Genomic DNA, 25,797 nt, shown 5'->3' on the forward strand with positions numbered 1-25,797 from the left:
GGACGACGGTCCGGAGCCCCCTCGGTCGTGGCGGGTGGCCGCTACTTGGCGGTCGGGACGTAGTCGAAGTTCGGGGTGAGCGTGCCGAACAGGCTTCCGACGCGCGGGCCTTCGCCTCCGGTCACCGAGGCGAACAGGCGCGCGGTGTCGGCCGTGACGTAGAACGGCGCCTGCTTGATGCGCCAGCCGGTGAGGCTCGGGCGGGCGCCGGCGATGACCTCCCCGTAGGTGGACTCGGCCATCGTGACCTCTTCCGAGATCATCTTGCCGTCGACCGAGATCCCCGCCGTGTACGCGGGCGTCGGCATGACGCGGATGTACGTCGGCATCAGGGTGAACGTCTTGCCGGAGGCGGCGTGGTGGAACCTGAGCCCGCCCGGGTAGAAGATGCGGCCCTTGGAGTCGAGGCCGTCACCGGCCGTCGAACCGATCGGCATGCTGAAGCCGCGCTTGTCGGCGTCCATCACGAAGGGGCTGATGGCCTCCAGGGTGATGTGCTCGCGGGTCATCCAGGCCACCGTCTCGTCCCCGAGCGCCACTTGCGCGTCGCCCCAGGGGGAGAGGTACGCGCCGGGGAACGGCGCGGCGACCGCCGCCTTGGTGGTCGTCGCGGCGGCGTGCGGCGCCGCTCCGGCCTGGGCCAGACCGAGGGGCAGGGACAGTGCGGCCACGGCGGCGAGGACGGTGAGACGGCGGAGTCCGTGCATATACATGAGAGATGTCCTGTTCTGTGACGAGTGGGGGTGGCGTCAAAGTTCGGTGGAGCGAACCCAACAGGCGTGCCAGGAAGACGAATCGTGTCCGTACGACGCGGCGGACAGACGGTGATCTCCCGTTGGGTGTGCCTATCAATGCATAGATGTGGGGACAAACAAACCATCATCGGTCCAGTCGGGTGAAAAAGTAGCATCGTGACCCAAATCAAGATCGTCGGCACCCCAGACTGATGCGACTGCCCCCACCACGACTGGAGTGCCGTATGCCCGGAACCATCGGAAGGCGAGGGCTCGTCGGGCCCTCGCGAGGGCGGCTCGCCGCCCTGGCGGCCGCCACCGCAGCGCTCACCGCGGCCTGCCTCTGCGGGCAGTTGACGGGCGTCAGCGAGGCGGGCGGGCACATCGACGCCCCGTCAGCGGTGCTCGACCCGTCGACGGACCTGACGGACGTCTACGCCTTCACCAGTCCCGACGACGCCGACATGGTCACCCTGATCGCGAACGTCCGGCCCTTCCAGGCGCCGGGCACCGCCGCCAACGCGCTCGTGGACTACCCGTTCGCGACCGGTGCGCGGTACGAGATCCACACCGACGCCGACGGTGACGGCGCGTCCGACACCACGTACCGGTGGACCTTCCGCGACGAGGACCGCAGGCCCTTCGGGCTGGGCCCGAAGGTCGGACCGCTGCCCGTGAACTCGCTCGACGACCGCTCGCTCGGAGTACGCCAGAAGTACACCCTGGAGAAGATCAAGGCGGGCGGCTCGTCCGAGACGCTGCTGCGGGACGCGATCGCCGCACCCACCGACACCGGCCGGGTCCTGATGCCGGACTACGGCAGGCTCCGGACCCAGGCTGTCCGTCAACTCCCCGGCGGCGGACGGACGGTGGCCACCCAGTCGGCGGACTCGTTCAAGGCCGACACCCAGGTCTTCGGGCTGTACGCCCTCGGCACCCGGGGCCCGGTACCGGGATGGCTGCCCGACGCCCAGCCGCTGTCCGTGCTGAACGTGAACAGCCTCGTCCTCCAGGTGCCCAAGAGTGACGTGGCGCTGGGCGGCGACGTGAAGCGCAACCCGGTCGTCGGAGTCTGGGCGTCGGTCTCCCGGCAGGGCGCGGACCTGAACCGGAGTCTGTCCGCGCAGGCCCCGACGTTCCGTCAGGTCTCCCGGCTCGCCACCCCGCACATCGCCTTCGCACTCTTCGGCTCCACCGTCGGGCTGGCCAGTCCGGGCGGGCCCGAGGACCGGCTCCAGGCGCGCGCCCCGAAGGACGACCACCTGGAGGCCGACTTCCTGGCCACGACGCTCGACCCCGTACCCCCGCACCGCATCGAGCGGGCCCAGGGGCGGAAGGCCCCGGCGACCCCGCGTCGCGACATCCAGGCCCTGTTCATGAAGGGCCTCGGCAAGGACAACGGAGCGGCGTTCGGCTTCGACCTCAACACCCACACGATGAACGCCGACGCCGATCCGCGGCGCATCGTGCTCGCCGAGGAGCTGCGGCTGAACCTCAGCACCCCGCTCACGGCCGCCCCGAAGGCGTACGGAGTCATCGACGGGGACCTCCAGGGCTTCCCCAACGGGCGGCGCCTCAACGACAACATCGACGGGCCGCTGATCCGGATGCTGGAGGGCGAGCCCGCCGGACCGTCCGCCGCCGACCTGCTGCCGAAGCCGGTCGCCAGCCTGGAACCGGCCGACGCGCAGTCCACCTTCCCCTACCTCAACCTCCCGCACGCGGGCCCGTGAAGGCTCTGATCACCGCGGTGGGCGGCGCGGTGGCCGTGGCCGGGTGTGTGGCCGGACTGCTGTATCTCGGTCCTGACACCGCCCGGCCGGGGACAGCGGCGCCGCCCACCGGGGCGGGCGTTTCCGCGGGCGAGGCCGGTGCGTTCGCGGCTGCGGGCAGTGGTTCGGCGAGCGCGGCCGACACCGCCCGGGTGCGTACGCGGGCGTACCCCGGCGACCCGGCCGCCTGGACCGCACTGGCGCGCGCCGAGATCGAGCAGGCCCGTGCCACCCTCGACGCGGGCCGGCTCGACGCCGCCGAAGAGGCGCTGCGCCGCTCACTCGCCCTGGACGGCACGGACAACTACGGCGCAGTGACCGGGCAGGGGCTGCTGGCCAACGCCCGGCACGAGTTCGCCCGGGGGCGTCAGTACGGGCTGCGCGCCACCCGGATGGCACCCGACCGGCCGGACGGCTATGCCGTCCTGGCGGACGCCGAGATCCAGCTCGGCGACTATCCGGCGGCGCGGGCCGCCGTACAGCGGCTGCTCGACATCGCGCCGACCGCCGCCGCCTACAGCAGGGCCGCGTACGACCTGGAGACCCACGGCAGGCCCGAGGACGCCGCCATCGCGCTTCAGCGGGCCGTGGACAGCGCGGCCACACCGGCCGAACGCGCCTTCGCCGAGGCCCGTCTCGGCGACCTGGCCTGGTCCGGGGGCGCGGTGGACCGGGCGGAACAGCACTACCGGCGGGCGCTGGTCGCCGTACCCGGCCACCCCTACGGGCAGGCCGGTATCGCCAGGGTGGCAGCGGCGCGCGGGCACGGGGACAGGGCGCGCGAACTGTACGGGCGGCTCACCGAGCGGACACCGCTGCCGCAGTTCCTGCTGGAGGCGGTCGAGGCGCGAGGCGCGGCCGGGGCATCCGGCCGGGGGAGCGAGGAGAACGGGAAGAACGGGGGGAGCGAGGGGGCCGTGCTGGCGGCGCAGGTGCGGCTGGCGCGCGCCGAGGGCGGTCCGGTCGACCCGTATCTCGCGCTCTACGCGGCCGACCACGGCGATCCGGAGGTCGCGGTGGACCTCATGCGAAGAGAGTGGAAGCAGGCGCGGAGCGTCATCGTCGCCGACGCGCTGGGATGGGCGCTCCACAGCGCGGGACGGGACACCGAGGCGCTCGCGTACGCGCGCCGGGCGGCGAGGACGGGGTGGCAGAACGCGCTGTTCCGCTACCACCGGGGCGCGATCGAGCAGGCGCTCGGAATGCCCGAGGGAGCGCGCCACCTGCGCGAGGCCGCCGAGTTGAACCCGCACCTCGCGCGCACCTCGCACGCGCCGACCGTACGGGGATGAACGGTTGATGAAGGGTCACCCCGGGCCGCCTGGCTGCGTGACGGAGCGTTCGAGGGAGTCGGTCAGCCACAGGTGGGACACGCCGACCGAGACCGGGTCGCCGCCGGCCTCGGCCACGAGCCGCCAGTAGCGGCGCATCCCAGGGACGCGGTCGGCGGCCACATGGGCCAGCAGCCGGCTTCTGAAGCGCGGGGTGTCGCTGTCGCCGCGTAACGAGGCGTGTACCGCGACGAACCGGTCGAGTTCCGGACCCGCGCGGGGCGGAGCGCCCGCCCGCACCACGGGCTCGGCCAGCGCGCACGCCTGGCTGATCCCGGTCATCAACTCGTCCTCGTCGGCGACCAGTTCGGCGTTGGCCCGCGCCATGGCGAGCAGGCCGCGTGTCAGCGTCCGGTCGCCGGCCAGGGCGAACAGCTCGGCGAACGCGACCACCTGCGGCGGGGTCGGGTCGACGGGCGGCTCGGGCACGGCCATGGTCACGAACGCGCTGAGCATCGCCTCGGTGACCGGGGCGACCATCGTGCGTCTCCAGAAGCCGATCAGGACATCGCGGGCGGCGCCCCCGTTCTCCACGGCCGCCAGCAGCTCCAGCCTGGCGGCCCGGTCCGCCGGCCCGGCCTCCTCGACCGCGCGCAGCGAGGCCCGCCGCCAGGCCAGGTCCGCGAGCCGCACGTCGAGCGCGGCCCGTTCGGCGGCGACGACCTCGGCCACGGAGCGTTCGCCGACGAGCACATGCCGGATGGAGGGGAGCCCGAGCCCGAACGCGCGCAGCCGTCTGACCAGGCCCAACTGTTCCACGGCCGCGTGGTCGAACCTGCGGTGGCCGCCCGTGCTGCGCACCGAGTCGATGAGGCCCTCGTCGCAGTAGAAGCGGATGGTCCGCACCGGCACGCCGGTCAGCCGTGCCAGGTCGCCGATCCCGAACGTCCCATCGAGCAAAGGCACTTGATCTCCACTGGACTGGAGTTTCTACCGTACCGGTGCCAACCCCGAGAGAGGAGCTTTCGCCATGACGGAGACAGCGGAGACAGCGGAGACAGCGGAGCCAGCGGAAACACTGCGCATCGCACGGCTCGTGGAGGGCCTGCGGGAGCAGACCGAAGGGTTCATCCGGGCGGTCGCGGGAAGGGCTCCGAACACCCGGGTGCCCACCTGCCCGGAGTGGCCGCTGCGCACCCTCGTCGCGCACGTCGGCCAAGAGCACCGGTGGGCGGCCGAACTCGTACGCGTAGGCCAGCAGTTGCCGATCCCCGACCCAGGGGATGCCGATCCCGGCGCCCCGGACGCGTGGGCCCGGTGGCTGCGCGAGGGCGCGGAGGAACTGATCAGCGCGATCCGGGAGACCGGCGCCGACACCGAGAGGCAGACATTCCTCGGGCCGCGTCCTGCGTCCGTCTGGCTGCGCAGGATGCTGAGCGACACCTGCGTCCACCACTACGACGCGGCGTTCGCGACGGGCACCGCGTTCGGGATCGCCGACGATCTCGCGGCACACGTGATCAGCGAGAACCTGGACCTGCTGTCCACACCGGCCTTCGCGACGGTCAGGCCGGCGGTCGCCGAACTGCGCGGCCGGGGCGAGCGGATCGGATTCCGCCGGACAGGGCCGGGGCCCGTGGACGGCTGGGTGGTCACCAGAGCACCTGACGCGCCGCGCTGGCAGCGCGGGCCGGTCGTCGAGGCCGACGTGGTGGTGTCGGGGGCGGTGGCCGACCTCATGCTGGTCTTCTCCCACCGGGTCCCGCCGGATGACGACCGGGTGACGGTGAGCGGCGACCGCGCGTTGCTGGACCACTGGCTGGCCCACGCCGGCCTCTAGGTTCAGGTGATCCGCGTACCGAGGTTTCCCTCTTCAGCGGCGCCTTCCGGGACGCGTGCCGGGTCGGTCGGTCGCTACGGCGCGGGACGGCCCGTATCTTCCCAGTTCAGGCCGGTGGATGACGGAGCGACGTCCGGGGCCGCCACCCCCCACAGGAGAGGCCCCGGTCGCCGTCCGCCGGAGCCGCGATACGGCCCCGTACTCATGACAGCGTCGTTCGTGCGTTTTCTGTCACACCGCAAATCAACGTGAAGTTGTTGCAGGTTGTACAAGTCGTGGACGAGAGCAGGGGAGAGGCCGTAGCGTTCAGACCCGCGTGGGGTGGTGGCGCGGCAGTGACCAGCCGCGATTTCAGGACAGGTTGTGGAAGTGCTGGGGGACGACGCGGAGCTGACCGCCGCAGTGCTCGCGGCACAGGACGGGGACGACAACGCCTTCCGTACTGTGTACCGCGCGGTACAGCCGCGGCTGTTGGGCTACATACGGACGCTGGTCGGCGAGCCGGACGCCGAGGACGTGGCGTCCGAGGCATGGCTCCAGATAGCCCGCGACCTCGACCGCTTCAGCGGTGACGCAGACCGGTTCAGGGGCTGGGCGGCGCGGATAGCGCGTAATCGCGCGCTCGACCACATACGGATGCGCGGCAGGCGCCCCGCCGTAGGCGGCGACGAGACGGAACTGACCGGGAAGGCCGCCGAGGCCGACACGGCGGACGAGGCGCTGGAGGCGCTCTCCACCGACCGGACCATGGCGCTGATCGCGCAACTGCCGCAGGACCAGGCGGAGGCCGTCGTGCTGCGGGTCGTGGTCGGGCTCGACGCGAAGAGCGCGGCCAGGACGCTGGGCAAGCGCCCCGGCGCCGTACGTACGGCAGCGCACCGCGGCCTCAAGCGGCTGGCCGAACTGCTGGGCGCCGAGGGCGTCGGCGACTTCGAGGGCCTCGACAGTTTCGACGGCTTCGAGGGCTTCGACGAGGCGGCGGTGGGGGCCGGGGCCCCGGTGGGCGCCGGGGCCGAGAACCCCCTTGACGGCCCCGATCGCGCAACCGCTTACCACCCGGAGAGCGGTCCCGAGCGCGGCACGCTTCACGGCGCTGCCCGCGGCACGGCGGGTCGCGGCGCGCGAGTCGGCGTCGTACCGGCCCAGCGTGCTCTTGTCACTGAGCCACGCCGCCCGCGAGTGTGACGCAATTGTGCCCGGGGACGCAGAAGGACATGTGATGGCCGACGAGCATGACGAGTGGCTCGACAAGGAAACGGCGGAAAGACTCCTCTGCGGAGAGCCGGTCGAGGTTGCCGGTGAACACGCCCGGACGCAGGCGGAACTGCTTTCCGGCGCCCTCTGTGACCTGACCGGCGTCGCATACGCGAACAGCGTGGAACTCCCCGGGGAGGCCGCCGCGCTGGGCGCGTTCCAGCGGGAGCGGGTCGCCGCCGGACGGCGGCGGAAGGCCGCGGCGACGGGCGCCGAAGGCACGGGCGACGGGCACCTGCTGGATACCGTACGGCTCGGTCCGGCGCCCCGCACCGCGCCCGGGCGCCCCTTCGGGCACCCGCTGCGCAGGGGTCTTGGCGCGGCTGTGGCTGTCTGCGCGCTGTGCATGGTCGCCGTTGTCGCCGGCACCGGAACGCTGAAGGCGCCCTTCGTCAGTAAGCGCGACCCGTTGCCCGCGGCCTCCGCACCGGGTGCCGGCACCCGGGCCCCGGAGCCCCTCATGACCAGGGACGTCACACCGGGCCCGGGCGGCCCCGCGCACGCCCCGGCCACGGACGGCTCCTTCCCCGGCCGGCCGGACTCGGCGGGATCGGCCGGCGACAGCGGTACGGGAAGCGGCGCCGACGGCAGGGGGAACCAGGCGGTCGGACAGAGCGGCGTCGGCTTCCCCGGCAACAACTCCCCGCGCGGCGGCGTGCCGGACACGGCGGGGAACTGGTACGCGCAGACCATCGACCTCTGCCGCGACTACCACAGCGGCGCCATCGACCTGAAGCGCAAGGACGATCTGGAGTCGGCGGTGAAGGGCGCCAAGGGGGCGAAGCACTTCTGCGACCGGGTGCTGGACGGCGTCGGGATCGTCGGCGGCGACGGCGGGAGCGACGGGGACGGCGGGAGCGACGGGGACGGCGGGGACGACATCAAGAGCGGCCACGGCGACGGCATCGAAGACCCCGGCGACGGCGGTGTCGAGGCGCCGCACAACATACCGGGAGGCTCGTCCGGCGACCCCTCCACGGACGATCCGTCCGACCCGGGCCAGGAGCCGTCGAACCCGGAATCCAGCCCGCCGGACCCTTCGGACCCGGGCACGGGTCCGACTGATCCCAGCGATCCGGGCGATCCCAGCGGCGGCCCCGACGCACCGTCCGCCTCACCGGCCCCACCCGTATCACCAGCACCGTCGGCCTCTCCGACGACACCGTCCTGACCTGCGGCTTTCGGCCTCGTCACGGCCCGGTGTGACGTTTTTTCGCCTGGTGGCGCTGTACAGAGTGAGCCGACTGGTCATCGGCTGCGCAACGAGCCGGGGTTCCCCCCGTACCTTCGGCTCAGCGCAAAGGCGCGGGCGGGATACGTTCCCCCGGTCCCGCCCGCGCCATCTCCTCCGCACCTGCCGCTACTTGTAGACGACGACCTTGTCGCCGACGCGGACCTGGTCGAAGAGCGAGGCGACCTTCGCCTCGTCCCGGACGTTGACGCAGCCGTGCGAGGCCCCGTTGTAGCCACGGGCCGCGAAGTCCGACGAGTAGTGCACCGCTTCGCCGCCGCTGAAGAACATCGCGTACGGCATCGGCGAGTCGTACAGCGTCGAGACATGGTGCCGGGACTTCAGGAAGACGGAGAACGCGCCCTCCCTGGTCGGCGTGTACTCCGAGCCGAACCGGACGTCCATCGCCGACTTCACCTTGCCGTCGATCATCCACGCGAGCGTGCGGCTCTTCTTGTTGATGCAGATCACCCGGCCCTTCAGGCACCGGGGGTCCGCCTTCGGCAACGGATTGGTCGTCGCCGGGCGCAGCTCGTCCCGCGTCGGCGTACGGGTCATCGCGAGCAGCCGCTGCCAGGTGACGGTGTCCGTCGTGCCCGTCCGCGGCAGGCCGCGCTTGGCCTGGAACGAGGAGACCGCGGCGCTGGTGACGGTGCCGTAGTAGCCCGTGGGGTTCTGGCCGAAGTGGCCGATCTGCCGCAGTCGCGCCTGGAGTTCGCGTACCTGCTCGCTCTGGGTGCCGCTCGCCATCACCGTCTTCGGCCGCGCGACGGTGACCGTCGCCGAGGGCGCCGGGGTGGGCGTGGCCGTCCGGGTGTGCTCCGGCGTCGGGGCCTCGTTTATCGTCCGCCGGGCGACGGGCGCGGCCGGTGCCTTCGCCGGGGGCGTCGTCACCGGCGCCGACGACGGGGTCGTCTCCTGTGCCCGGGGAGCCTGGTCGGTCGGCTTGCTGTCAAAGCTCACCGGCCCTCCGTTTGACGGCTGCACCGAACAGCCCACGGTCACGGCCAGCACGGCCGTCGCCGCAAGCCCTCTGCATAAGACGGATGGTGTGATCATTTATATCCCCCTGCTTCTCCGGAATCTCGGTGTCCTGTGACATGGCCTATACCCCTGAGACAGTCTCCCGCGCCCCACGGTTGCCCAAGCGCGACCGCACACCTGGATTTTCTTACCAGCAGATGAATGCAAGTGGTCAGTTCCGCGAAAACAAAGTGCGACCGGCCACCAAGACCGGTCGCAATGGCATGATCCCGCGCATGGACGGGGTAACGGCGTCCGTCGTCCAGCGAACCGGTGAGCCACTCGTACACGTACTCGTACCCGTTCGCGTTCCGCATCCCGTACATAGCCCCCCGCAGACAGCCCGCAGCACAAAGGCACCCGCACAAGAGAAGCGCGTTTCCCGCGATTTCCCATTCCCCGTGAAGGTTCTCTGCCATGAACACCGTTTACGAAGACAAGCCGCGCCCCCGTCAACTCGACGACGTCCGTGGCTGGTTTCCCCCTCTTGACCAGGTGCTCTTCGAGAAACTCCTCACCCGGCAGGAGACGCTGGGCGAACGCGGCGACCTGCTGGAGCTGGGCGTCTTCATGGGCAAGAGCGCGATCTTCCTCGGGCAGCACCTCCAGGACGGCGAGAGCTTCACCGTCTGCGACCTCTTCGAGTCGGAAGCGCCCGACGACGCCAACGGTGCCGAGACGGCGAAGTCGTACCCGACGCTGACCCGCGACGCGTTCGAGGCCAACTACCTGTCCTTCCACGACGAGCTGCCGCGCGTACTCGCTGCCCCCAGCTCCGTGGTGCCGGCCGAGGTGAAGCCGAAGTCCTGCCGGTTCGTCCACATCGACGCCTCGCACCTCTACGAGCACGTCCACGGCGACATAGCCGCCGCGCGCGACGCGCTGCTGCCCGGCGGGGTCGTCGTCCTCGACGACTTCCGCTCCGAGCACACCCCCGGCGTCTCCATAGCCACCTGGGAAGCGGTGCTCAACCGGGGGCTGCGCCCCATCTGCCTGAGCACGCAGAAGCTGTACGCGACCTGGGACGACCCCGAGACGATCCAGGACGAGATCATCGCCATGGCGCAGGGTCTTGAGAAGTGCGACCTCAGCCTCCAGGAGGCGGCCGGACACCGCATCATCCGGCTGAAGTCGCGCGGCCTGACCGCGCCGTCCTTCCCCTTCTCGAAGCATTACGTGGCGGAGCCCGCGCCCGCCGAGGAGCCGGCAGCGCCCGCGGCGCCGAAGCAGGGCTCGCCGTCCGCCGCCGCGCCGAAGGGCCCCCGCAGGTCCAAGGCCGCCCGCCTCGCCATCGACGTACTGCCTCCGGTCATCACGCGCGCGGTGCGGCGTGGCCGGGCGCAGAAGCGCGCCAAGGTGTAGGCGTACGCCCCTCGCTCCCCGTAGGTGCTCGCCACCTGCCACCTGCCACCTGCCATCTGCCGCCTGTGCCTGCGCCTGCGCCTGTGAGCAACGTCCCAGCGTGTGACTGTGCACCCGCCGACGGGCCTGCCGCTACAGTCCGTGGCGAGGCCGTCATTACCGGCAGGTAGCAGGTGGTGAGGCCGCGTCGGTGGCAGGACCACGTCGGTCACAGCGGGAGGCAGGGCACATGGCGAGCGACCCCGAGCGCGCGGCGCGGCTCACCGAGAGCGGACTACCCTTCGAACCGGTCTACGGGCCGGACAGCCTGGACGGCTGGGACCCCGCGGAGAAGCTCGGTGAGCCGGGCGCCTACCCGTACACCCGCGGGGTCTACCCGTCGATGTACACGGGCCGGCCGTGGACGATGCGGCAGTACGCGGGGTTCGGCACGGCCGTCGAGTCCAACGCCCGCTACAAGGAACTCATCGCGCACGGCACGACGGGCCTGTCCGTCGCGTTCGACCTGCCGACCCAGATGGGACACGACAGCGACGCCCCGATCGCGAGCGGCGAGGTCGGCAAGGTCGGGGTCGCGATCGACTCGATCGACGACATGCGGGTGCTCTTCGACGGCATCCCGCTGGACCGGGTCTCCACCTCGATGACGATCAACGCCCCTGCCGCGCTGCTGCTGTTGATGTACCAGCTCGTTGCGGAGGAACAGGGCGTCCCGGCGGCGCGGCTGACCGGCACCATCCAGAACGACGTGCTCAAGGAGTACATCGCGCGCGGCACCTACATCTTCCCGCCCAAGCCCTCGCTGCGGCTGATCGCGGACATCTTCAAGTACTGCAACGCGGAGATCCCGAGGTGGAACATGATCTCGATCTCCGGCTACCACATGGCGGAGGCGGGTGCCACGCCCGCGCAGGAGATCGCGTTCACGCTGGCCGACGGCGTCGAGTACGTACGTACGGCCGTCGCGGCCGGCATGGACGTGGACGACTTCGCGCCCCGGCTCTCGTTCTTCTTCGTCTCGCGCACCACGCTCCTCGAAGAGGTCGCCAAGTTCCGTGCGGCGCGCAGGATCTGGGCGAGGGTGATGCGTGAGGAGTTCGGCGCGAAGAACCCCAAGTCGCTGATGCTGCGCTTCCACACCCAGACGGCCGGCGTCCAACTCACCGCGCAGCAGCCCGAGGTGAACCTCGTACGGGTAACTGTCCAGGGCCTGGCGGCTGTTCTGGGCGGCACGCAGTCGCTGCACACCAACTCCTTCGACGAGGCGATCGCACTCCCGACCGCCAAGTCCGCCCGCCTCGCGCTGCGTACCCAGCAGGTCCTGGCGTACGAGACGGATGTCACCGCGACCGTCGACCCGTTCGCCGGGTCGTACGTCGTGGAGAACATGACCGACGAGATGGAGGCGGCGGCGGTCGCGCTGATGACCCGCGTCGAGGACATGGGCGGCGCGGTCGAGGCGATCGAACGCGGCTTCCAGAAGGGCGAGATCGAGCGGAGCGCCTACGCCGTCGCGCGCGAGACGGACAGCGGCGAACGCGTGGTGGTCGGCGTCAACCGCTACCAGCTCGACGAGGAGGACCCGTACGAGCCCCTCCGCGTCGATCCCGCCATCGAGGCCCAACAGGCGGCGCGGCTGGCGCGGTTGCGCGCGGAGCGCGACCAGCCGGCGGTGGAGGCGGCCCTGGCCGAGCTGAAGAGGGCGGCGGCGCTGGACGGAAGCGACGGCGGCCCGGTGGCCAACGTCCTGCCCCCGATGCGGACGGCGCTCAAGGCCCGGGCCACGGTGGGCGAGGTGTGCGGGGCGCTGCGCGAGGTGTGGGGTACGTACGTGCCCACGGACGCGTTCTGAGGACGGCGTCACCGACCACCTGCGGCGGGCCGCTCCGGCTCAGGTGTCCGTACGTGCGGGCGGACCCGAGAGGAGAGCGTCGGCCACCGCGGCGACCGCGCCGACCACGGCGGCGCGGTGGTCGGCGAGGCGCTGAGCGGCGTCCCCGTCGAGCGGGTTACGGATCTTCGCCGCCGTGGTGTTCCAGCTCAGGGCCGCTGCCAGCACGATCATCATGACGTCCGTGGCCGCGGCCATCCCGACACCGTGGTGGTCGGCCAGCGCGGCGGCCTTGGACACGTGCGCGTCCACCTCGCCCTCGGACGCCTCGGGGATCTCCAGCATCTTCCACTGGCTCAGGCGCTGCACTCCCGGATCGGCGACCAGCGCGTCGAACAGGGCTCCCACGTACCCGGGCAGATCGTCCGGCGTGAACGGCGCCACGTCAGCGAGGATGCGCAGCCGGTCGGCCAGTACGGCGTCGAACAGGGCCTCCTTGGAGCCGAAGTAGGCATAGATGGCCTGCTTGTTGGCCGAGGCGGCGGTCGCGATCCGCTCGACCCGGGCACCGGCCAGGCCGACCCGGACGAACTCTTCGTAGGCGGCGGCGAGCAGCCGGGCGCGGGTGGCAGTCGAGTCGTAAGCCATACCACGAGTCTAATCCAACCGGTTGGTTGACATCCACTCCCGGTCGGAGTTAGCTTCATGAAAACAACCAACCGGTTGGATTAGAGACCGGTTGGATGAGAGAGGGGTCGACCATGACAACGAAGACCTGGTTCATCACCGGCGCGTCCGCCGGGATCGGCCGTCTCGTCACCGAGCGGCTCCTGGCCGGCGGGCACCGGGTCGCCGCCACGGCGCGACGGCCCGAGGCGCTGGCGGATCTGGCGGTGCGGTACCCGGATCTGCTGTGGACCGCCGCACTGGACGTGACCGACACCAGGGCGTTGCGTGCCGTCGTCGCGCACGCGTTCGAGGAGCTGGGCCGCGTGGACGTCGTGTTCTCCAACGCCGGACGGGGAGCGGCCGGAGCGGCGGAGGAGATGTCGGACGCGGCGATCGACGAGCAGATCGCGCTGAACATGACCGCTCCGATCCAGTTGCTGCGGGCGGTGCTGCCGCACCTGCGGGAACAGGGCGGCGGCCGGTTCATCCAGACCTCGACCATGGGCGCCCACATCACGGGCCCCGGCGCCGGCATGTACCACGCGTCGAAGTGGGGCGTGGAGGGCTTCCTGGAGTCGGTGATCCCCGAAGTCGAGTCCTTCGGCGTCGGCATCACCATGGTCGAGCCCGGGATGATCCGCACCGGCTTCGGCGCGTCCCTGAGCGTCGCCGACGCGCTGCCGGTGTACGCGGACACCCCGGTCGGCCACCTCCACGCGTACATCAAGGCCGCGGGCAACGTGACCGCCGACGCCCCCGGCGACCCGGCCCGGGTCGCGGCCGCGATCATCGCCTCCGCCGACGCCTCGCCGGCCCCGCGCCGTCTCGCGCTGGGCAGCGACGCGTACCTGGCGATCCGCGCCGCGCTGACCGGCCGTATCGAAGAACTCGACGCGGGCAAGGACATCGCAGGCTCCACCGACTTCGCCGCCTGAATCACATCGACCTGAATCACACCGACTCGACCAAGAAGCCAAGATGCCAAGAAGTGAGGGAACACCCATGTCGCAGGTTGTCGCCGTGTTCGGTGCCGGTAGCGGTCTCGGAATCGCGCTGGGCCGCCGGTTCGGCCGGGAAGGCTTCCGGGTCGCGCTGATCGCCCGCCGCGCCGACCGGCTCGAAGGCCTGGTCCAGGAGCTGGCCGCCGAGGGGATCGAGGCGGCGGCCTTCCCCGCCGACCTCTCCGACCCGGCCAACGCCCGACCGGTGGTCGAAGCCGTCCGGGCGCGCTTCGGCCGTATCGACGTCGTGTCCTACCAGCCGCTGCCCGGCGGCACCGCCTTCGTCCCGGCCACGGAGCTGGACAGCACCCGCCTCGGCGCGCTGGTCGACCTGTTCCTCCTCACCCCGGTCGAGATCGCCAACGCCGTCCTGCCGGAGATGACCACACGCGGCAGCGGTGCGTTCATCGTCACCGGGGGGTTCACGGCTGCCGACCCGAAGCCGTACATCAGCGGCCTCGGTCCGGCGATGGCGGGCATCCGCAACTTCGTCCACTCGCTCAACGGCGAGGTCGCCGGCGCCGGCGTCTACGCCGGTGTCGTCACGCTGGCCGGACTCATCGCCGGCAGCGAGGCATACGACGCGATGACCCCCGACGAGCTGGCGACCGTCACCGGCGTGGGCCAGGTGGTCATCGACCCCGACGAGCTGGCCGAGACCTACTGGGGGCTCTACACCGAGCGTGACCGGGTCGAGTACCGCTTCCCCGAGCACCACGGTTCTGACGCCGGAAGTGGTGCCCGAAGCGGTTCGTTTGCCTGACCGATGGGGCGAGTTCACCTCCGGGTCGAGCGGGTTTCCTAATCTGTCATCTGCCCACACCTTGTGGTGGGGCAGAAGACGCCCGGGAGCAGCATGAGAGACGTCCGCAGCCTATGGCCGAGACGGCGTGGCAGTAAGGACACCAAGCACACCGAACACGCCCAGCAGCGGCATGCCGACGGCGGAACGGGCGCGGTCCCTCCCGATGCCGCCTCAGGATCCGTTTCCGGGTCCGGTTCCGCGGTCGGATCCGGTTCCGCCTCAGGACCCGGGCCCGGTTCGGACTCGGGCGCCGCCGCCCGTATCGTCCCCACCCCCGCGGCCGACTGCTTGCGTGCCTGCGCCCAGCACAGCGCCGGGGCCGTGGTCGCCGAGGGCGATCGCAGGCGTACGGAGCTGGCCGAGAAGCTGCGGCATCTGCTGGCCCTCCGCGCCGTCAACGCCGCCCGCACCACCGAGGCCGGGAAGCCCGGGAGAGCGGCGAAGTCCGGGAAGGCCGAGCGGGAGGCCCCCGGCATCAGCGACGCGCTGTTCGACGCGCTCCTCGCCGTCGGCGCCAAGGCGCTGGAGTGCGACCGGGCCGGCGGTGACGCCGAGTTGCGGCTCGCCGTGCTCATCGGCAACTCCGTGCTGACCGAGCGCCCGAACTCCCGGGCCGGCTGGCGCCTGCGCGCCCGTACGCTCGAAGCCGTCGGCGACGAGGTCGCCGCCATCGAGGCGTACGAGCGGTACCTCGCCCTCACCGCCGACGACCGGTTCGGTGTCGCCCCCAGGCTCGCCGGGCTGCGCGTCGCCGCCCGGCGGCAGGAGGAGATGCTGCGGCTGCTGGCCGAAGGCTGCCCGCGCGCCCTGAACTTCGCCGCTCCGGTGGCCGGCGCCGGACCCCTCACCGACGTATGGGCCGAAGGCCTGGCCCTGTACGAGCGGGGTGAGCGCGAGCAGGCCGAGCCCCGGCTCGTCGGCGCGCTGCTCGGGATGGGCGCGGCCGGGCGGCCGGTGCTGGAGTTGCAGGAGGCCGTCGGGCGGTATCTCGACCTGCGGATCGCTGGGGCCGACGGCGACGCCTCTGAGCTGCGCGAACTCATCGGTCTCTACGCCGACCAGCGCAGGAACCGCATGCGGCCACCCGTCCTCGACCCCACCTTCGGCGGCGCCGAGTGGATCGGCCTCGGGGAGCTGCGCAATCTCATCGCGGGCAAGTCCGTCTGCCTGGTCGCCAACTCCGAGCGTCTCGGGGCCGGTTCGCTCGGGCCCGAGATCGACGCGTACGACCTGGTGGTCCGCTTCAGCTCGTACCGTATCGACGCGCCGGCCACCGGCACCCGTACCGACATCCACGCCACCAGCCACCAGCACGACTTCAACTGGGACCGGCCGGTGACCGCGCGCCTCGCCTACGGCGGGGCGTCGGAGGAGTGGCGGTACGCGCTGCGCGAGCGCCTGGTGCCGGACGCCCAGAAGTACATCGGCGACGAGTCCCTGCGCTGGCCCCTGCGGCACATCGGCGGAATCGACTGGGACGCGTGGCCGTCCATCCCCACCAGCGGCTTCAACACCCTCTGGATGCTGGACTTCCTGGACGTCAGTCCGACCCTCGACCTGATCGGCTTCGACTTCTACGAGAGCGGTGTGCACCGGCTGCCCGGAGCCATGAAGCTGCCCCTCACCTCGGAGCGCGAGTACACGAGTGAGAAGGCGTGGGTCATGGAACGCGCCCAGAGTGTCACCGACATGAGGATTTCCCTGAGATGACCGCCGATTCACTCCCCGGTGAGCAAGCCGTCGACGCGCTGACCGGGAAGCGTCGCATTGCCTTCGCCGCCTTTGTCGACGACAGCCAACTGGGCGATCTCGTCGTGCTGTTGCGCAGCCTCGCGCTGACCAACCCGGGACTGTGCGAGGACTTCGTCGTCCTGCACGACGGTCTGCCGCCCGCGGCCGTCGAGCGGATACGCGCCCTGCACCCGCGTATCGTCCCCCGCCCCGGGGACCGCGTCCTCGACGCGTTCCGAATACGTGACTACGACACCGTCATCGTGCTGGACCCCCGCATGGTGGTGCCGGGTGATCTCGGCGAACTGCTCAGGCAGCGGGAAGGGCTGGCCGCGCTCGCCCAGTTCTCCGGCGACGGCGGTCGCGGCGCGCGGAGAGACGGGCGGCGCACGCTGGCCCCAGGGCCGCTGGTCATCCAGCGCGAATACTTGTCCGACGTGTTCTGCGCCCTCCTCGACGCGGAAGGGCCCGACACCGAAGAGGCCCCGGACTACACCGCCTGCCTCGCGCTCCTCGACGCCGTACTGGACGGCGACTTCGTCCCGCTCAACGCCGGCCTCACCGGCGCCCCGGGGGCCCACCTCGCTTCGGATACGCCGGACACGTCCGAGACCTCCGACGCCGAGTTCCACGCCGCGTATCTGGCCCTGAAGGGCGCGGCGCACCACGATCTGCTCGTCCACTACGGCACCCCGCACGTCGCCCGCACCGGCGACCTCGACAGCGCCCGCAAGGTCGCCACCGCCCATATCGCGGCCGGTGAGTACCAGGAAGCGGTCGACCTGCTGCGGAGCGTACGCATTCCCGTGGACGCCGCCTGGCCGCACGAGGTGCTCGGGCACGCGCTGATGTCCGTCTCCCGTTACGAGGAGGCGCGCGCCCAACTCCTGCTGGCCAGCGCGGCACCCAAGCGCGCGGCGACCGCCTTCGGGCGGCTGGCGCAGATCGCCTGGGTCCACGGCGACGACGAACTGGCCCGGACGTACGCGAGCGAGGGCCTCGCCGTCGACCCCACCCATCCGACCAGCCGGCAGTTTCTCGACCGTACGCGTGGCGGCGCCCCGTCGCCCCAGGAGGGCCCGGCCGAGGAGCAGTTGGCGCATGTCGCCTTCTACATGCCGCAGCAGGGCAACGCGGGCGACAAGCTGCTGCCCGAGTCCGTACGCCTCACCTTCGACAGCGACACGGGACCCCGCCGCTGGCACTCGATCCACGCCCACCGGCTGTTCGACGAGGCGGCGCTCGCCCGCGTCAACGCGCGGCGCGGTCTGGTCATCGGCGGCGGCGGGCTCTTCATCCCGGACACCGCGCCCAACGGCAACAGCGGCTGGCAGTGGAACGTGCCGAACGCGCTGCTGAAGCGCGTCGATGTGCCCGTCGTGGTGTACGCGGTCGGCTTCAACGCGTTCGACGGCCAGTCCTACCGGCACCGGCTGTTCAACTCGGGACTCTGCCAACTCGTCGAGAAATCCGCCTTCTTCGGGCTCCGCAACCACGGCTCGATCGAGAAGGTCCGCGCCCTGCTGCCCACCTCACTGCACGACAAGGTGCGCTTCCAGCCCTGCCCGACCACCGTCACCCGGCAGTTGGTCGACGGCTGGACCGACCCGGCCGAGCGCGAGAACACCGTCCTGATCAACGCGGCCTACGACCGGGCAGGGTTGCGCTTCGGCCATGACTACGCGCACTTCCTCGCCGAAATGGCCAAGGCCGTACGGGCGTTGGGCGCCCACGCCGAGGTCAAGTGCGTGGCGCACTCGCTCGACGACGAGCGGATCGCCTTCGACCTGCGGCGCGAGCACGGCATATCGCTCCCGGTCATCCCGATGTACGGCTTCGAGAACGACGCGATCCGCGACACCTACGCCCGGACCCGGCTGGTGATCGGGATGCGCGGCCACGCGGGCATGATCCCGTTCGGCTGCGGCACGCCCATCATCAGCCTGATCTCGCACCCGAAGATGGCGTACTTCCTCGCCGACATCGACCGCCCCGAGTGGGGCGTCTCCGTCCACGACAAGAACCTCGGCGCCCAGCTCACCGAACGCGCGGTCGCCGTACTGGCCGACCATGCGGCCGCCGTGGCCGACGTACACGGCAGGCAGCAGGAGCTGTGGAAGGTCACCCAGGCGAACGCGGCGGACCTGCGCGCGATCCTGGGGAACGCGCCCGTGCCCGTGCACTGACCAGGGCAGGAACGCACAAGGGAGGGCGGGCCACTCAGCCGAGTGGCCCGCCCTCCCTTGTCCGTACGCCGTTTCCGCGCGCCGCTAGCGCGGGTTCGCCCGCAGCATCGTCCGTCGCAGCTTTCGCGCCCGCCGCACCATCCGCCGCGCCGTCGCGTTGCGCGGGATCCCCGCGAGCTGTGACGGCACCGCGCCCGGCAGGCCGAGCGCCGTCAGCCGGCGGCGCTTGAAGTAGCGCCAGGTCCGCTGGTCGAGGTGGTTCGAGAGGTAGCGCTCGGCCGCCGGGCGCAGGCCCGGGTAGACCTGGGACTGCATCGCGTACCCCACGGCCTTGATCAGGTCGCCGAGACGCTCGTCCGGCCGGAACGAACCGTCGTCGCCCAGCGGCGCAACCAGCGCGTCCACGATCGTCACCGGGACCCGGTTGCTGTTCTGGTACGGCGCGAGCCGCTCCAGCAGTACGTCCGTGCCCGCGCGGGCCACCGGGATGTCGTAGAAGGCGTTCGCCGTGAGCAGCGCCGTCGAGAAGCAGCCGACGACCAGGGCCGGCTTCATCCGCTCGTACAGCACCTCGGCGAGGACCGGGCTGTCGATGACGGTGAGTTCGACGCCCGCCTTCTTCGCCTCGTCCTCCAGCAGCCGCGACCAGACCGCCGGTGCTGCCGGGTGCGGCTTGAACACCACGTGCGTGTGGCCGAGGGCGGCGGCGCCCCGCACCATCTCCACGTGCAGCCGCTCCTCCTCCTTCTCGCTGAGGATGGTGAGCGCGGAGAGGTACTGGCCGAGGACGAGCGCGGGCGGCACCGCCGGCGTCTCCAGGTCGTCCGCCGTGTCACCGAGGCTGTCCAGCACCCGCCTGAACGCCTGCGTCGGCACGATCTCCGGCTCGACACCGAACTCGGTCAGGAGCAGCGGCTTGAGGCCGGGTACGAGATCGAGGTGCAGCAGCCTGCGCACCCGGCCGCCGATCAGCGGGTCGATCTTCGAGCGGGTCGGGCCGTAACTCATCAGCCCGTCCGCGTACACCGTGAGCGGCGCGCCCGTGAAGATCTCCGTGATCGCCAGCGCCGGGTTGACCTGGATCGACTCGACGGTCACCTCAACGCTGTCGTCGCCGAGGCCCCACGCGAGGCGCAGGTGGCGCTCCCAGAGCGGGGTGTCGTCGGAGCGCGGGGCCCAGCCGCTCGGGTGGAAGGGCGCGATGGTCTCGTTCCACGAGACGAGGTCGTCGAAGCGCTCCCGCAACTGCTCGAAGCCCGGCATCCGGTCGATGGACGGGTGCAGTTCGGGCGAGGCCGCGTTGTTGCAGACGACCAGCAGGCGCCGGGAGGCGGGCGCGAAGAGGCCGGCGTCGATCGCCGCGGCCAGGGTGGCGGCCCCGTACAGCGTGGAGGCGCAGAAGATCTGCGTGGTCCCGCCGGGTCCGCGGGTGCCGCGAGTTGCGCCGAGTGGTGTGGAGGACCCCATCACGCTGCCACCTTCCCCGCCGACATCGGGCGCCGCCGTAGTCGCCGCAGCCGCACCGACCGTTCCAGGTCCATCGAGTCCAGCGCCTGGTTCAGCACGTCCTGCGGCATCCGCTTCAGCGCCGCCGCGCTCATCGAGCGCAGCTTGCGCGCCACGGACGGTTCGAACCGCTCCACGGAACCGAGGTGGTGGGAAATGATCGCGCAGTACGTACGGACGGCCTTCAGCAGGAACCTGTCCGCCTCGGGGTCCTTCGCCGTCTCCTCGACGACCTGGTCGAACGCCCGGATGAAGTCGAGCTGCCGCACATCACCGATCTGGGTGAGCGACGAGGCGACCCCGCGCCGGTAGAAGATCCCCAGCAGACTCACCGCGGCGAAGGACTCCGCCTCGCGGTGCAGCCGCCAGATCCACGGCCGGTCCTCCGCCGTCCGCAGCCCGTCGGTGAAGTGGACCAGGCCCTGGTCGACGAGGCGCCGGTGGTAGATCCCGGCCCAGGCGTACGCGTAGTCGACCGACGTCGACCGGTCGAAGGGCAGGATCGCGTCGCGTGGCTTCAGCACCTCGTCGCGCCGGCCCACCGGGACGCGGTGGATCGTCCGGGCCTTGCCGGTGAACTGCACATGGTCCGTACGTACGAAGTCGACGCCGAGCCCCTCGGCCGCGCCGATCAACTGCTCGTAGAAGCCGGGAGCCACCCAGTCGTCCCCGTCGAGAAAGGTGACGTATTCCCCGCGCGAGGCGTCGAGGCCGGTATTGCGCGCGGTGGCGAGTCCGCCATTGCGCTCATGTCTGAGGAGGATCGCCCCCGGCAGTTCACGCTCCGCCCGTTCGAGGATTTCCAGGGTTCCGTCGGACGAACAATCGTCGACCAACAGGAACTCGAAGTCGTCCCGCGCATTCGCGCGGAGGCTTCGAAGAGTTTCGGGTGCGTATGTCTGCACGTTGTAGAACGGCACGACGACGGAGAGCTTGACCACCCGCGTGACGCTAGGCGGCCCCACACCCTTCGCTCTGACTTCTGGAGAGATGGCAGGTGAACGACGTGTGGCGGAACGATGAACCGGACCGGCCCCGGGTCTCCCACCCCATCCGTAGATGTTCTGTTAACCCTTCGTTGCCGCTCAGTTGGGCAGACAAACGAATTGCCTTTCTAACGTCCACGACGTGCCATCACGTAACAGTCACGCGGTTCGGGTCGCAGTGCTCGCCGACTCGGACACCCGGTGGAAGTGGGGCGCGCTCACCGCGCGCCGCATCGTCCCCGAAGAGCGCGACACCGAGCTCAGCGGCTTCCTGCTGCGCGGCCGAGCCACGCCCACCGCCCGACAGCTCGCCGAGGTGGGCGCGGAGCGGGACGCCCCGCGCGAGGTGACGGGGAACGTCTTCCTCCAGACCCTGCGCGACGAGTCGTACGACATCGTGGTGCTGGCGCTCGTCGGCGGAGCCGTCCAGGCGATGCTGCACGGCGTCTCGGCGCTGCGGCTGCCGCGCCGGCCCGTCCTGGTGACCGGCTATGTGGGAGTCGTCTACGAGAAGCTCTCGGACGGGCTGCTGCTGCGCCACGGCGCCGATGTCGTCCTCGCCAACTCCCGGCACGACGCGGGCCGTTTCCGCTCCGTGTACGAAGGGGTGGGCGCCGACGCCTCGTCCGTCACCGAAGCCGCGCTGCCCTTCCTCGGCGGCGAGCGCTACGTGCCCGCCGAGGGCCGCGACACCGTGGTCTTCGCGGCGCAGCCGTCGGTGCCGCTGTCCCGCGCCGACCGTTCGTATGTACTCAAGCGGCTCGTCGAGCACGCCAGGCTGCACCCGAGCCGCGAGGTGCTGCTGAAGCTGCGCAGCCAGGTCGGTGAACACACCACGCACATCGAGGAGTTCCCCTACCAGCGGCTGGCCGAGAAGATCCCCGGCGGTCTGCCGCCCAACTTCCAGCTCGTGTACGGGAACATGGGCGAGGTCCTGGACCGTACGGACCTGCTGGTCACCGTCTCGTCGACGGCCGCGCTCGAATCGCTGCACCGGCGCATCCCCACCGCGATCCTCACCGACCTCGGCGTCCGCGAGCCGCTCGGCAACCACCACTTCATCGGCTCGGGATGCCTGGCGTCCTGGGACCAGCTCGACGGCGGCCACCGGCCGAAGGCCGACGCCGTCTGGGCCGACCGGCAGGGCGTCGCCGCCGACGGCTCGTACTCCTCGGCCTTCGACCAGGCGCGCGGCCGGGTCGCGAAGCTGCTCGACGAGCAGGCCGAGGGCCAACTGCCCGCCATCGCGCCGTACTACACGACCACCACGGCGCCCGGCTACCTGCCGCCGCTGCTCAGCCGCTACCACCTGGCCCCCGACGGCAGCCCGCTGGCGGAGCGCGCGGGCGGGAACAGCACCAACGGCGTACGCCGGGTGGTGCGCGAAGCAGTACGGGGAGCGGCGCGCGGCGCGTACCGGCACGGCGTGCAGCGCGTGGCACCCGTCATCCGCCGGATGGGGGAGCTGTGAACGGGCCCGCCGACGCGGCAGCCGCCGGAGCCGGAGCCCCTGACGCGAGAGCAGCCGGCGTGTCTGCCACACCACCGCAGCCCCTCACGACCACGAACCCAGGAGTGACCGACATGACCGTCCTCGCCGTGATCCCCGCGCGCGGCGGATCCAAGGGCGTCCCCGCCAAGAACCTCGCAGCCGTCGGCGGAGTGCCCCTGGTCGTCCGCGCGGTCCGTGCCTGCCAGGACGCCCGGCACGTGACCGACGTCGTCGTCTCCACCGACGACGCGGCGATCGCCGAAGCCGCCCGTACGGCGGGAGCCGAGGTCGTCCTGCGCCCCGCAGCGATCGCCGGGGACACCGCGACCAGCGAGGCCGCGGTCCTGCACGCGATGGACGCGTACGAGGCGATGCGCGGCTCCGGCACCTCGGCCGCGGCCGGCGTTGATGTCGTCCTGCTCGTGCAGTGCACCAGCCCCTTCATCACCGCCGCCGACATCGACGGCGTCACCACGGCCATCACCGAGGACGGCGCCGACTCCGCGCTGACCGTCTCGCCCACCCACGGCTTCATCTGGCGCCACGACGGCGGCGACCTCGCGAGCGGCGGCAAGGGCGAACTCGACGGCTACGGCGTCAACCACGACAAGTCGAACCGGCCGCGCCGCCAGGACCGCCCCCAGGAGTTCCTGGAGACCGGCGCCGCCTACGCGATGCGCGCCGAGGGCTTCCGTACGGCGAAGCACCGTTTCTTCGGCCGTACCGCACTCGTCTCCACCGACGCGGCCCGCGTCCTGGAGATCGACGACCCGCACGACCTGGAGCGCGCCCGCGCGCTGGCGCCGCTGATCGACCCGCCTGCGCTGCCCGCGCACGAGGACATCGACGCCGTGGTCCTCGACTTCGACGGCACCCAGACCGACGACAAGGTCTACGTCGACTCCGACGGCCGCGAGATGGTCGCCGTCCACCGGGGCGACGGCCTCGGCATCGCCGCGCTGCGCCGCTCCGGCCTCGAACTGCTCGTGCTGTCCACCGAGCAGAACCCGGTCGTCGCCGCCCGCGCCCGCAAGCTCAAGGTGCCGGTGCTCCACGGCATCGACCGCAAGGACCTCGCACTCAAGCAGTGGTGCGACGAGCACGGGATCGCGCCCGAGCGAGTGCTCTACGTCGGCAACGACGTGAACGACCTCCCGTGCTTCGGCCTCGTCGGCTGGCCCGTGGCCGTCGCGAGCGCCCATGACGCCGTACGCGCAGCCGCGCGTGCTGTCACCACGACCCCCGGCGGCGAGGGCGCGATCCGTGAGATCGCCGCCTGGCTCCTCGGACCGGGTCTGCACATCCCTCAGCCGGGCACCAGCGCCTCCCGCGCCGCCCGCCCGAGTACCCCCCACACGCACACCCTCGACAAGTAAGGACCCCCTCATGAGCTCCGACGCCACGAACCGCCTGCGCACCTTCGGTACGCGCACAGCGGGACCCGGTCGCCCCGTCTACATCACCGGCGAGATCGGCATCAACCACAACGGTGAGCTGGACAACGCCCTGGCCCTGATCGACGTCGCCGCCGAAGCCGGCTGCGACGCGGTCAAGTTCCAGAAGCGCACCCCGGAGATCTGCACCCCGCGCGACCAGTGGGACATCGAGCGCGAGACCCCCTGGGGCCGGATGACGTACATCGACTACCGTCACCGCGTCGAGTTCGGCGAGGACGAGTACCGCACGATCGACGAGCACTGCAAGAAGCGCGGCATCGACTGGTTCGCCTCCCCGTGGGACACCGAGGCCGTCGCGTTCCTGGAGAAGTTCGAGGTCCCCGCCTACAAGATCGCCTCCGCGTCCCTCACGGACGACGAGCTGCTGCGCTCGGTGCGCTCCACCGGCCGTACGGTGATCCTCTCCAGCGGCATGTCGACGCCGAAGCAGATCCGGCACGCCGTCGAGGTCCTCGGCAGTGAGAACATCCTGCTCTGCCACGCCACTTCGACGTACCCGGCCAAGGCCGAGGAGCTGAACCTGCGGGTCATCAACACCCTCCAGGCCGAGTTCCCGAACGTCCCGATCGGCTACAGCGGCCACGAGACCGGTCTCCAGACCACCCTCGCCGCCGTCGCGCTCGGCGCCGCCTTCGTGGAGCGTCACATCACGCTCGACCGCGCCATGTGGGGCTCGGACCAGGCCGCCTCGGTGGAGCCGCAGGGCCTCCAGCGCCTCGTGCGTGACATCCGTACCATCGAGGCCTCCCTCGGTGACGGCGTCAAGAAGGTCTACGAGTCGGAGCTCGGCCCGATGAAGAAGCTCCGCCGTGTCGCGGGCGTCGTCGCCGAGGCCGAGGCCGCCGAGCCGGTGGCGGTCTGACCGCCGTGCCACGTCCGCGCGGGGGCCGCACCCCGTACCGCCCGGATCAGCGCGCGAACCAGCGCGTGATCGCCTTTGTGGAGAGCCCGGTCCAGCTTCTCAACACGCTGGAGTGGGCCAGGGCGAGCGCGACCGGTGACGAGCTCACCGTCATCGTGCTCTCGCCCACCGACCCCATGTCGCGTGGCCAGCTCCGCCGGATGGCAGAGCTGGCGCGTGAGGAAGGCTTCAGCGTGCGCTGGCAAGAGGCGCGCGCGGGTACGGGGGCGCCCCTGCGGACGGTGCGTCAACTCGCGCCGCTGCTGCGGAGGGCGGAACGGATCGTCATCGGCGACCCGTTCTCCCGGTACGTACAGCTCCTGCTGACGCTCGTCAGCGGCAAGGCGCTGACCGTCGTGGACGACGGCACGGCAACCATGGAGTTCATCGGGCAGATTGCCCGCGGCGAGCGGCTGGTGCGCTGGCACCGGCGCGGCGGCGGCCGGGGCCCGCGCGAACTCGTCCTGGCCCCGGTCACCGCTGCGGCCCGCCGCCGGCTCACGCCGTCCGCGACCCGTACGGTCGAGGTCTTCACCTCGATGCCGGTGACGGAGGTGCCGGAAGGCATCACGGTCACGCCGAACACCTTCGAGTGGACCCGGGCGACCTTCGGCCCGCCGACGATCCATGAGGGCGCCGCCGACATGGTCGGCACCTCGCTGGTCGAGACGGGCGTGGTCGACGCGGACCAGTACATCGAGGCGGTGACGGGCCTGGCACGCACGCACAATGCCACCCGCTACTT

Annotated in this window: 21 protein-coding genes; 15 read left to right on the top strand and 6 right to left on the bottom strand. The window is 71.3% G+C overall.

Annotation, left to right across the window (positions count from 1 at the left end; all coding sequences use genetic code 11):
* Window positions 1–41: 41 nt before the first annotated feature.
* Window positions 42–713, bottom strand: a complete 672-nt coding sequence (locus tag QR77_RS25595; RefSeq protein WP_040024434.1) for a hypothetical protein — start codon at window positions 711–713, stop codon at window positions 42–44.
* Window positions 714–979: 266 nt separating this feature from the next.
* Here QR77_RS25595 and QR77_RS25600 point away from each other — a divergent pair, with 266 nt between their 5' ends.
* The gene (locus QR77_RS25600; protein WP_040024436.1) at window positions 980–2,467 is read left to right on the top strand and encodes a DUF4331 domain-containing protein; all 1,488 of its coding nucleotides are present in this window, start codon (window positions 980–982) and stop codon (window positions 2,465–2,467) included.
* Window positions 2,464–3,798, top strand: coding sequence for a tetratricopeptide repeat protein (locus QR77_RS25605; protein ID WP_040024437.1), 1,335 nt, complete (start codon window positions 2,464–2,466; stop codon window positions 3,796–3,798). The genes QR77_RS25600 and QR77_RS25605 overlap by 4 nt, the downstream gene beginning before the upstream one ends.
* 15 nt (window positions 3,799–3,813) lie before the next feature.
* Here the strand turns inward: QR77_RS25605 and QR77_RS25610 are convergent, their stop codons facing one another.
* Entirely contained in the window at window positions 3,814–4,743 is a 930-nt protein-coding gene (locus QR77_RS25610) for a MerR family transcriptional regulator (RefSeq protein WP_040024438.1), read from the bottom strand.
* A 64-nt stretch (window positions 4,744–4,807) separates the two neighbouring features.
* Here QR77_RS25610 and QR77_RS25615 point away from each other — a divergent pair, with 64 nt between their 5' ends.
* From QR77_RS25615 to QR77_RS46910, 3 genes are all read left to right on the top strand, one after another.
* Window positions 4,808–5,617: a maleylpyruvate isomerase family mycothiol-dependent enzyme gene (locus QR77_RS25615; protein ID WP_052489054.1), complete on the top strand. Its 810-nt coding sequence runs from the start codon at window positions 4,808–4,810 to the stop codon at window positions 5,615–5,617.
* 369 nt (window positions 5,618–5,986) lie between these two features.
* Complete coding sequence (locus QR77_RS25620; RefSeq protein WP_052489708.1) at window positions 5,987–6,802, top strand: RNA polymerase sigma factor; 816 nt, start codon at window positions 5,987–5,989, stop codon at window positions 6,800–6,802.
* A 34-nt stretch (window positions 6,803–6,836) separates the two neighbouring features.
* Complete coding sequence (locus tag QR77_RS46910; protein WP_052489055.1) at window positions 6,837–8,042, top strand: hypothetical protein; 1,206 nt, start codon at window positions 6,837–6,839, stop codon at window positions 8,040–8,042.
* 189 nt (window positions 8,043–8,231) lie between these two features.
* On the opposite strand, the gene QR77_RS25630 is transcribed toward QR77_RS46910, so the two are convergent.
* The gene (locus QR77_RS25630; protein WP_040024440.1) at window positions 8,232–9,161 is read right to left on the bottom strand and encodes a L,D-transpeptidase family protein; all 930 of its coding nucleotides are present in this window, start codon (window positions 9,159–9,161) and stop codon (window positions 8,232–8,234) included.
* Window positions 9,162–9,542: 381 nt separating this feature from the next.
* On the opposite strand from QR77_RS25630, the gene QR77_RS25635 reads away from it, so the two are divergent.
* Together QR77_RS25635 and QR77_RS25640 are read left to right on the top strand one after the other, a co-directional pair.
* Complete coding sequence (locus tag QR77_RS25635; RefSeq protein ID WP_040024441.1) at window positions 9,543–10,487, top strand: class I SAM-dependent methyltransferase; 945 nt, start codon at window positions 9,543–9,545, stop codon at window positions 10,485–10,487.
* Window positions 10,488–10,716: 229 nt separating this feature from the next.
* Entirely contained in the window at window positions 10,717–12,339 is a 1,623-nt protein-coding gene (locus QR77_RS25640) for a methylmalonyl-CoA mutase family protein (protein ID WP_040024442.1), read from the top strand.
* Between the two features lie 39 nt (window positions 12,340–12,378).
* Here QR77_RS25640 and QR77_RS25645 read toward each other — a convergent pair whose 3' ends face one another.
* A complete protein-coding gene (locus tag QR77_RS25645; RefSeq protein ID WP_040024443.1) occupies window positions 12,379–12,966 on the bottom strand; it encodes a TetR family transcriptional regulator in 588 nt (195 codons plus the stop codon).
* Window positions 12,967–13,079: 113 nt separating this feature from the next.
* Here QR77_RS25645 and QR77_RS25650 point away from each other — a divergent pair, with 113 nt between their 5' ends.
* From QR77_RS25650 to QR77_RS25665, 4 genes are all read left to right on the top strand, one after another.
* Window positions 13,080–13,922 (top strand): SDR family oxidoreductase, encoded by an 843-nt coding sequence (locus QR77_RS25650; protein WP_040024444.1) that lies wholly within the window; start codon window positions 13,080–13,082, stop codon window positions 13,920–13,922.
* 67 nt (window positions 13,923–13,989) lie between these two features.
* Window positions 13,990–14,751 carry an SDR family NAD(P)-dependent oxidoreductase gene (locus tag QR77_RS25655; protein ID WP_052489056.1) on the top strand — a complete coding sequence of 254 codons (762 nt, stop codon included), beginning with the start codon at window positions 13,990–13,992 and terminating at the stop codon, window positions 14,749–14,751.
* 93 nt (window positions 14,752–14,844) lie between these two features.
* Window positions 14,845–16,503, top strand: a complete 1,659-nt coding sequence (locus tag QR77_RS25660; protein WP_236710808.1) for a hypothetical protein — start codon at window positions 14,845–14,847, stop codon at window positions 16,501–16,503.
* Window positions 16,500–18,710, top strand: coding sequence for a polysaccharide pyruvyl transferase family protein (locus tag QR77_RS25665; RefSeq protein ID WP_040024445.1), 2,211 nt, complete (start codon window positions 16,500–16,502; stop codon window positions 18,708–18,710). Before QR77_RS25660 ends, QR77_RS25665 begins: the two co-directional genes overlap by 4 nt.
* Window positions 18,711–18,794: 84 nt before the next feature.
* Here the strand turns inward: QR77_RS25665 and QR77_RS25670 are convergent, their stop codons facing one another.
* Together QR77_RS25670 and QR77_RS25675 are read right to left on the bottom strand one after the other, a co-directional pair.
* Window positions 18,795–20,177, bottom strand: a complete 1,383-nt coding sequence (locus tag QR77_RS25670; protein ID WP_052489057.1) for a polysialyltransferase family glycosyltransferase — start codon at window positions 20,175–20,177, stop codon at window positions 18,795–18,797.
* Window positions 20,177–21,157, bottom strand: a complete 981-nt coding sequence (locus QR77_RS25675) for a glycosyltransferase family 2 protein (RefSeq protein WP_040024446.1) — start codon at window positions 21,155–21,157, stop codon at window positions 20,177–20,179. The genes QR77_RS25670 and QR77_RS25675 overlap by 1 nt, the downstream gene beginning before the upstream one ends.
* A 187-nt stretch (window positions 21,158–21,344) precedes the next feature.
* On the opposite strand from QR77_RS25675, the gene QR77_RS25680 reads away from it, so the two are divergent.
* From QR77_RS25680 to QR77_RS25695, 4 genes are all read left to right on the top strand, one after another.
* Complete coding sequence (locus QR77_RS25680; protein ID WP_063798080.1) at window positions 21,345–22,673, top strand: DUF6716 putative glycosyltransferase; 1,329 nt, start codon at window positions 21,345–21,347, stop codon at window positions 22,671–22,673.
* A 113-nt stretch (window positions 22,674–22,786) separates the two neighbouring features.
* Window positions 22,787–24,070 carry an acylneuraminate cytidylyltransferase gene (locus QR77_RS25685; RefSeq protein WP_078877870.1) on the top strand — a complete coding sequence of 428 codons (1,284 nt, stop codon included), beginning with the start codon at window positions 22,787–22,789 and terminating at the stop codon, window positions 24,068–24,070.
* 10 nt (window positions 24,071–24,080) lie between these two features.
* On the top strand, window positions 24,081–25,013 hold the full coding sequence (locus QR77_RS25690; RefSeq protein WP_040024448.1) for an N-acetylneuraminate synthase family protein: 933 nt from the start codon (window positions 24,081–24,083) through the stop codon (window positions 25,011–25,013).
* A 65-nt stretch (window positions 25,014–25,078) separates the two neighbouring features.
* Window positions 25,079–25,797, top strand: a 719-nt coding sequence (locus tag QR77_RS25695; protein WP_040024449.1) for a hypothetical protein, incomplete at its 3' end; no start/stop codon positions are given.

The sequence above is a fragment of the Streptomyces sp. 150FB genome (assembly GCF_000818195.1).
In the GTDB taxonomy this organism is placed as follows: Bacteria; Actinomycetota; Actinomycetes; order Streptomycetales; family Streptomycetaceae; genus Streptomyces.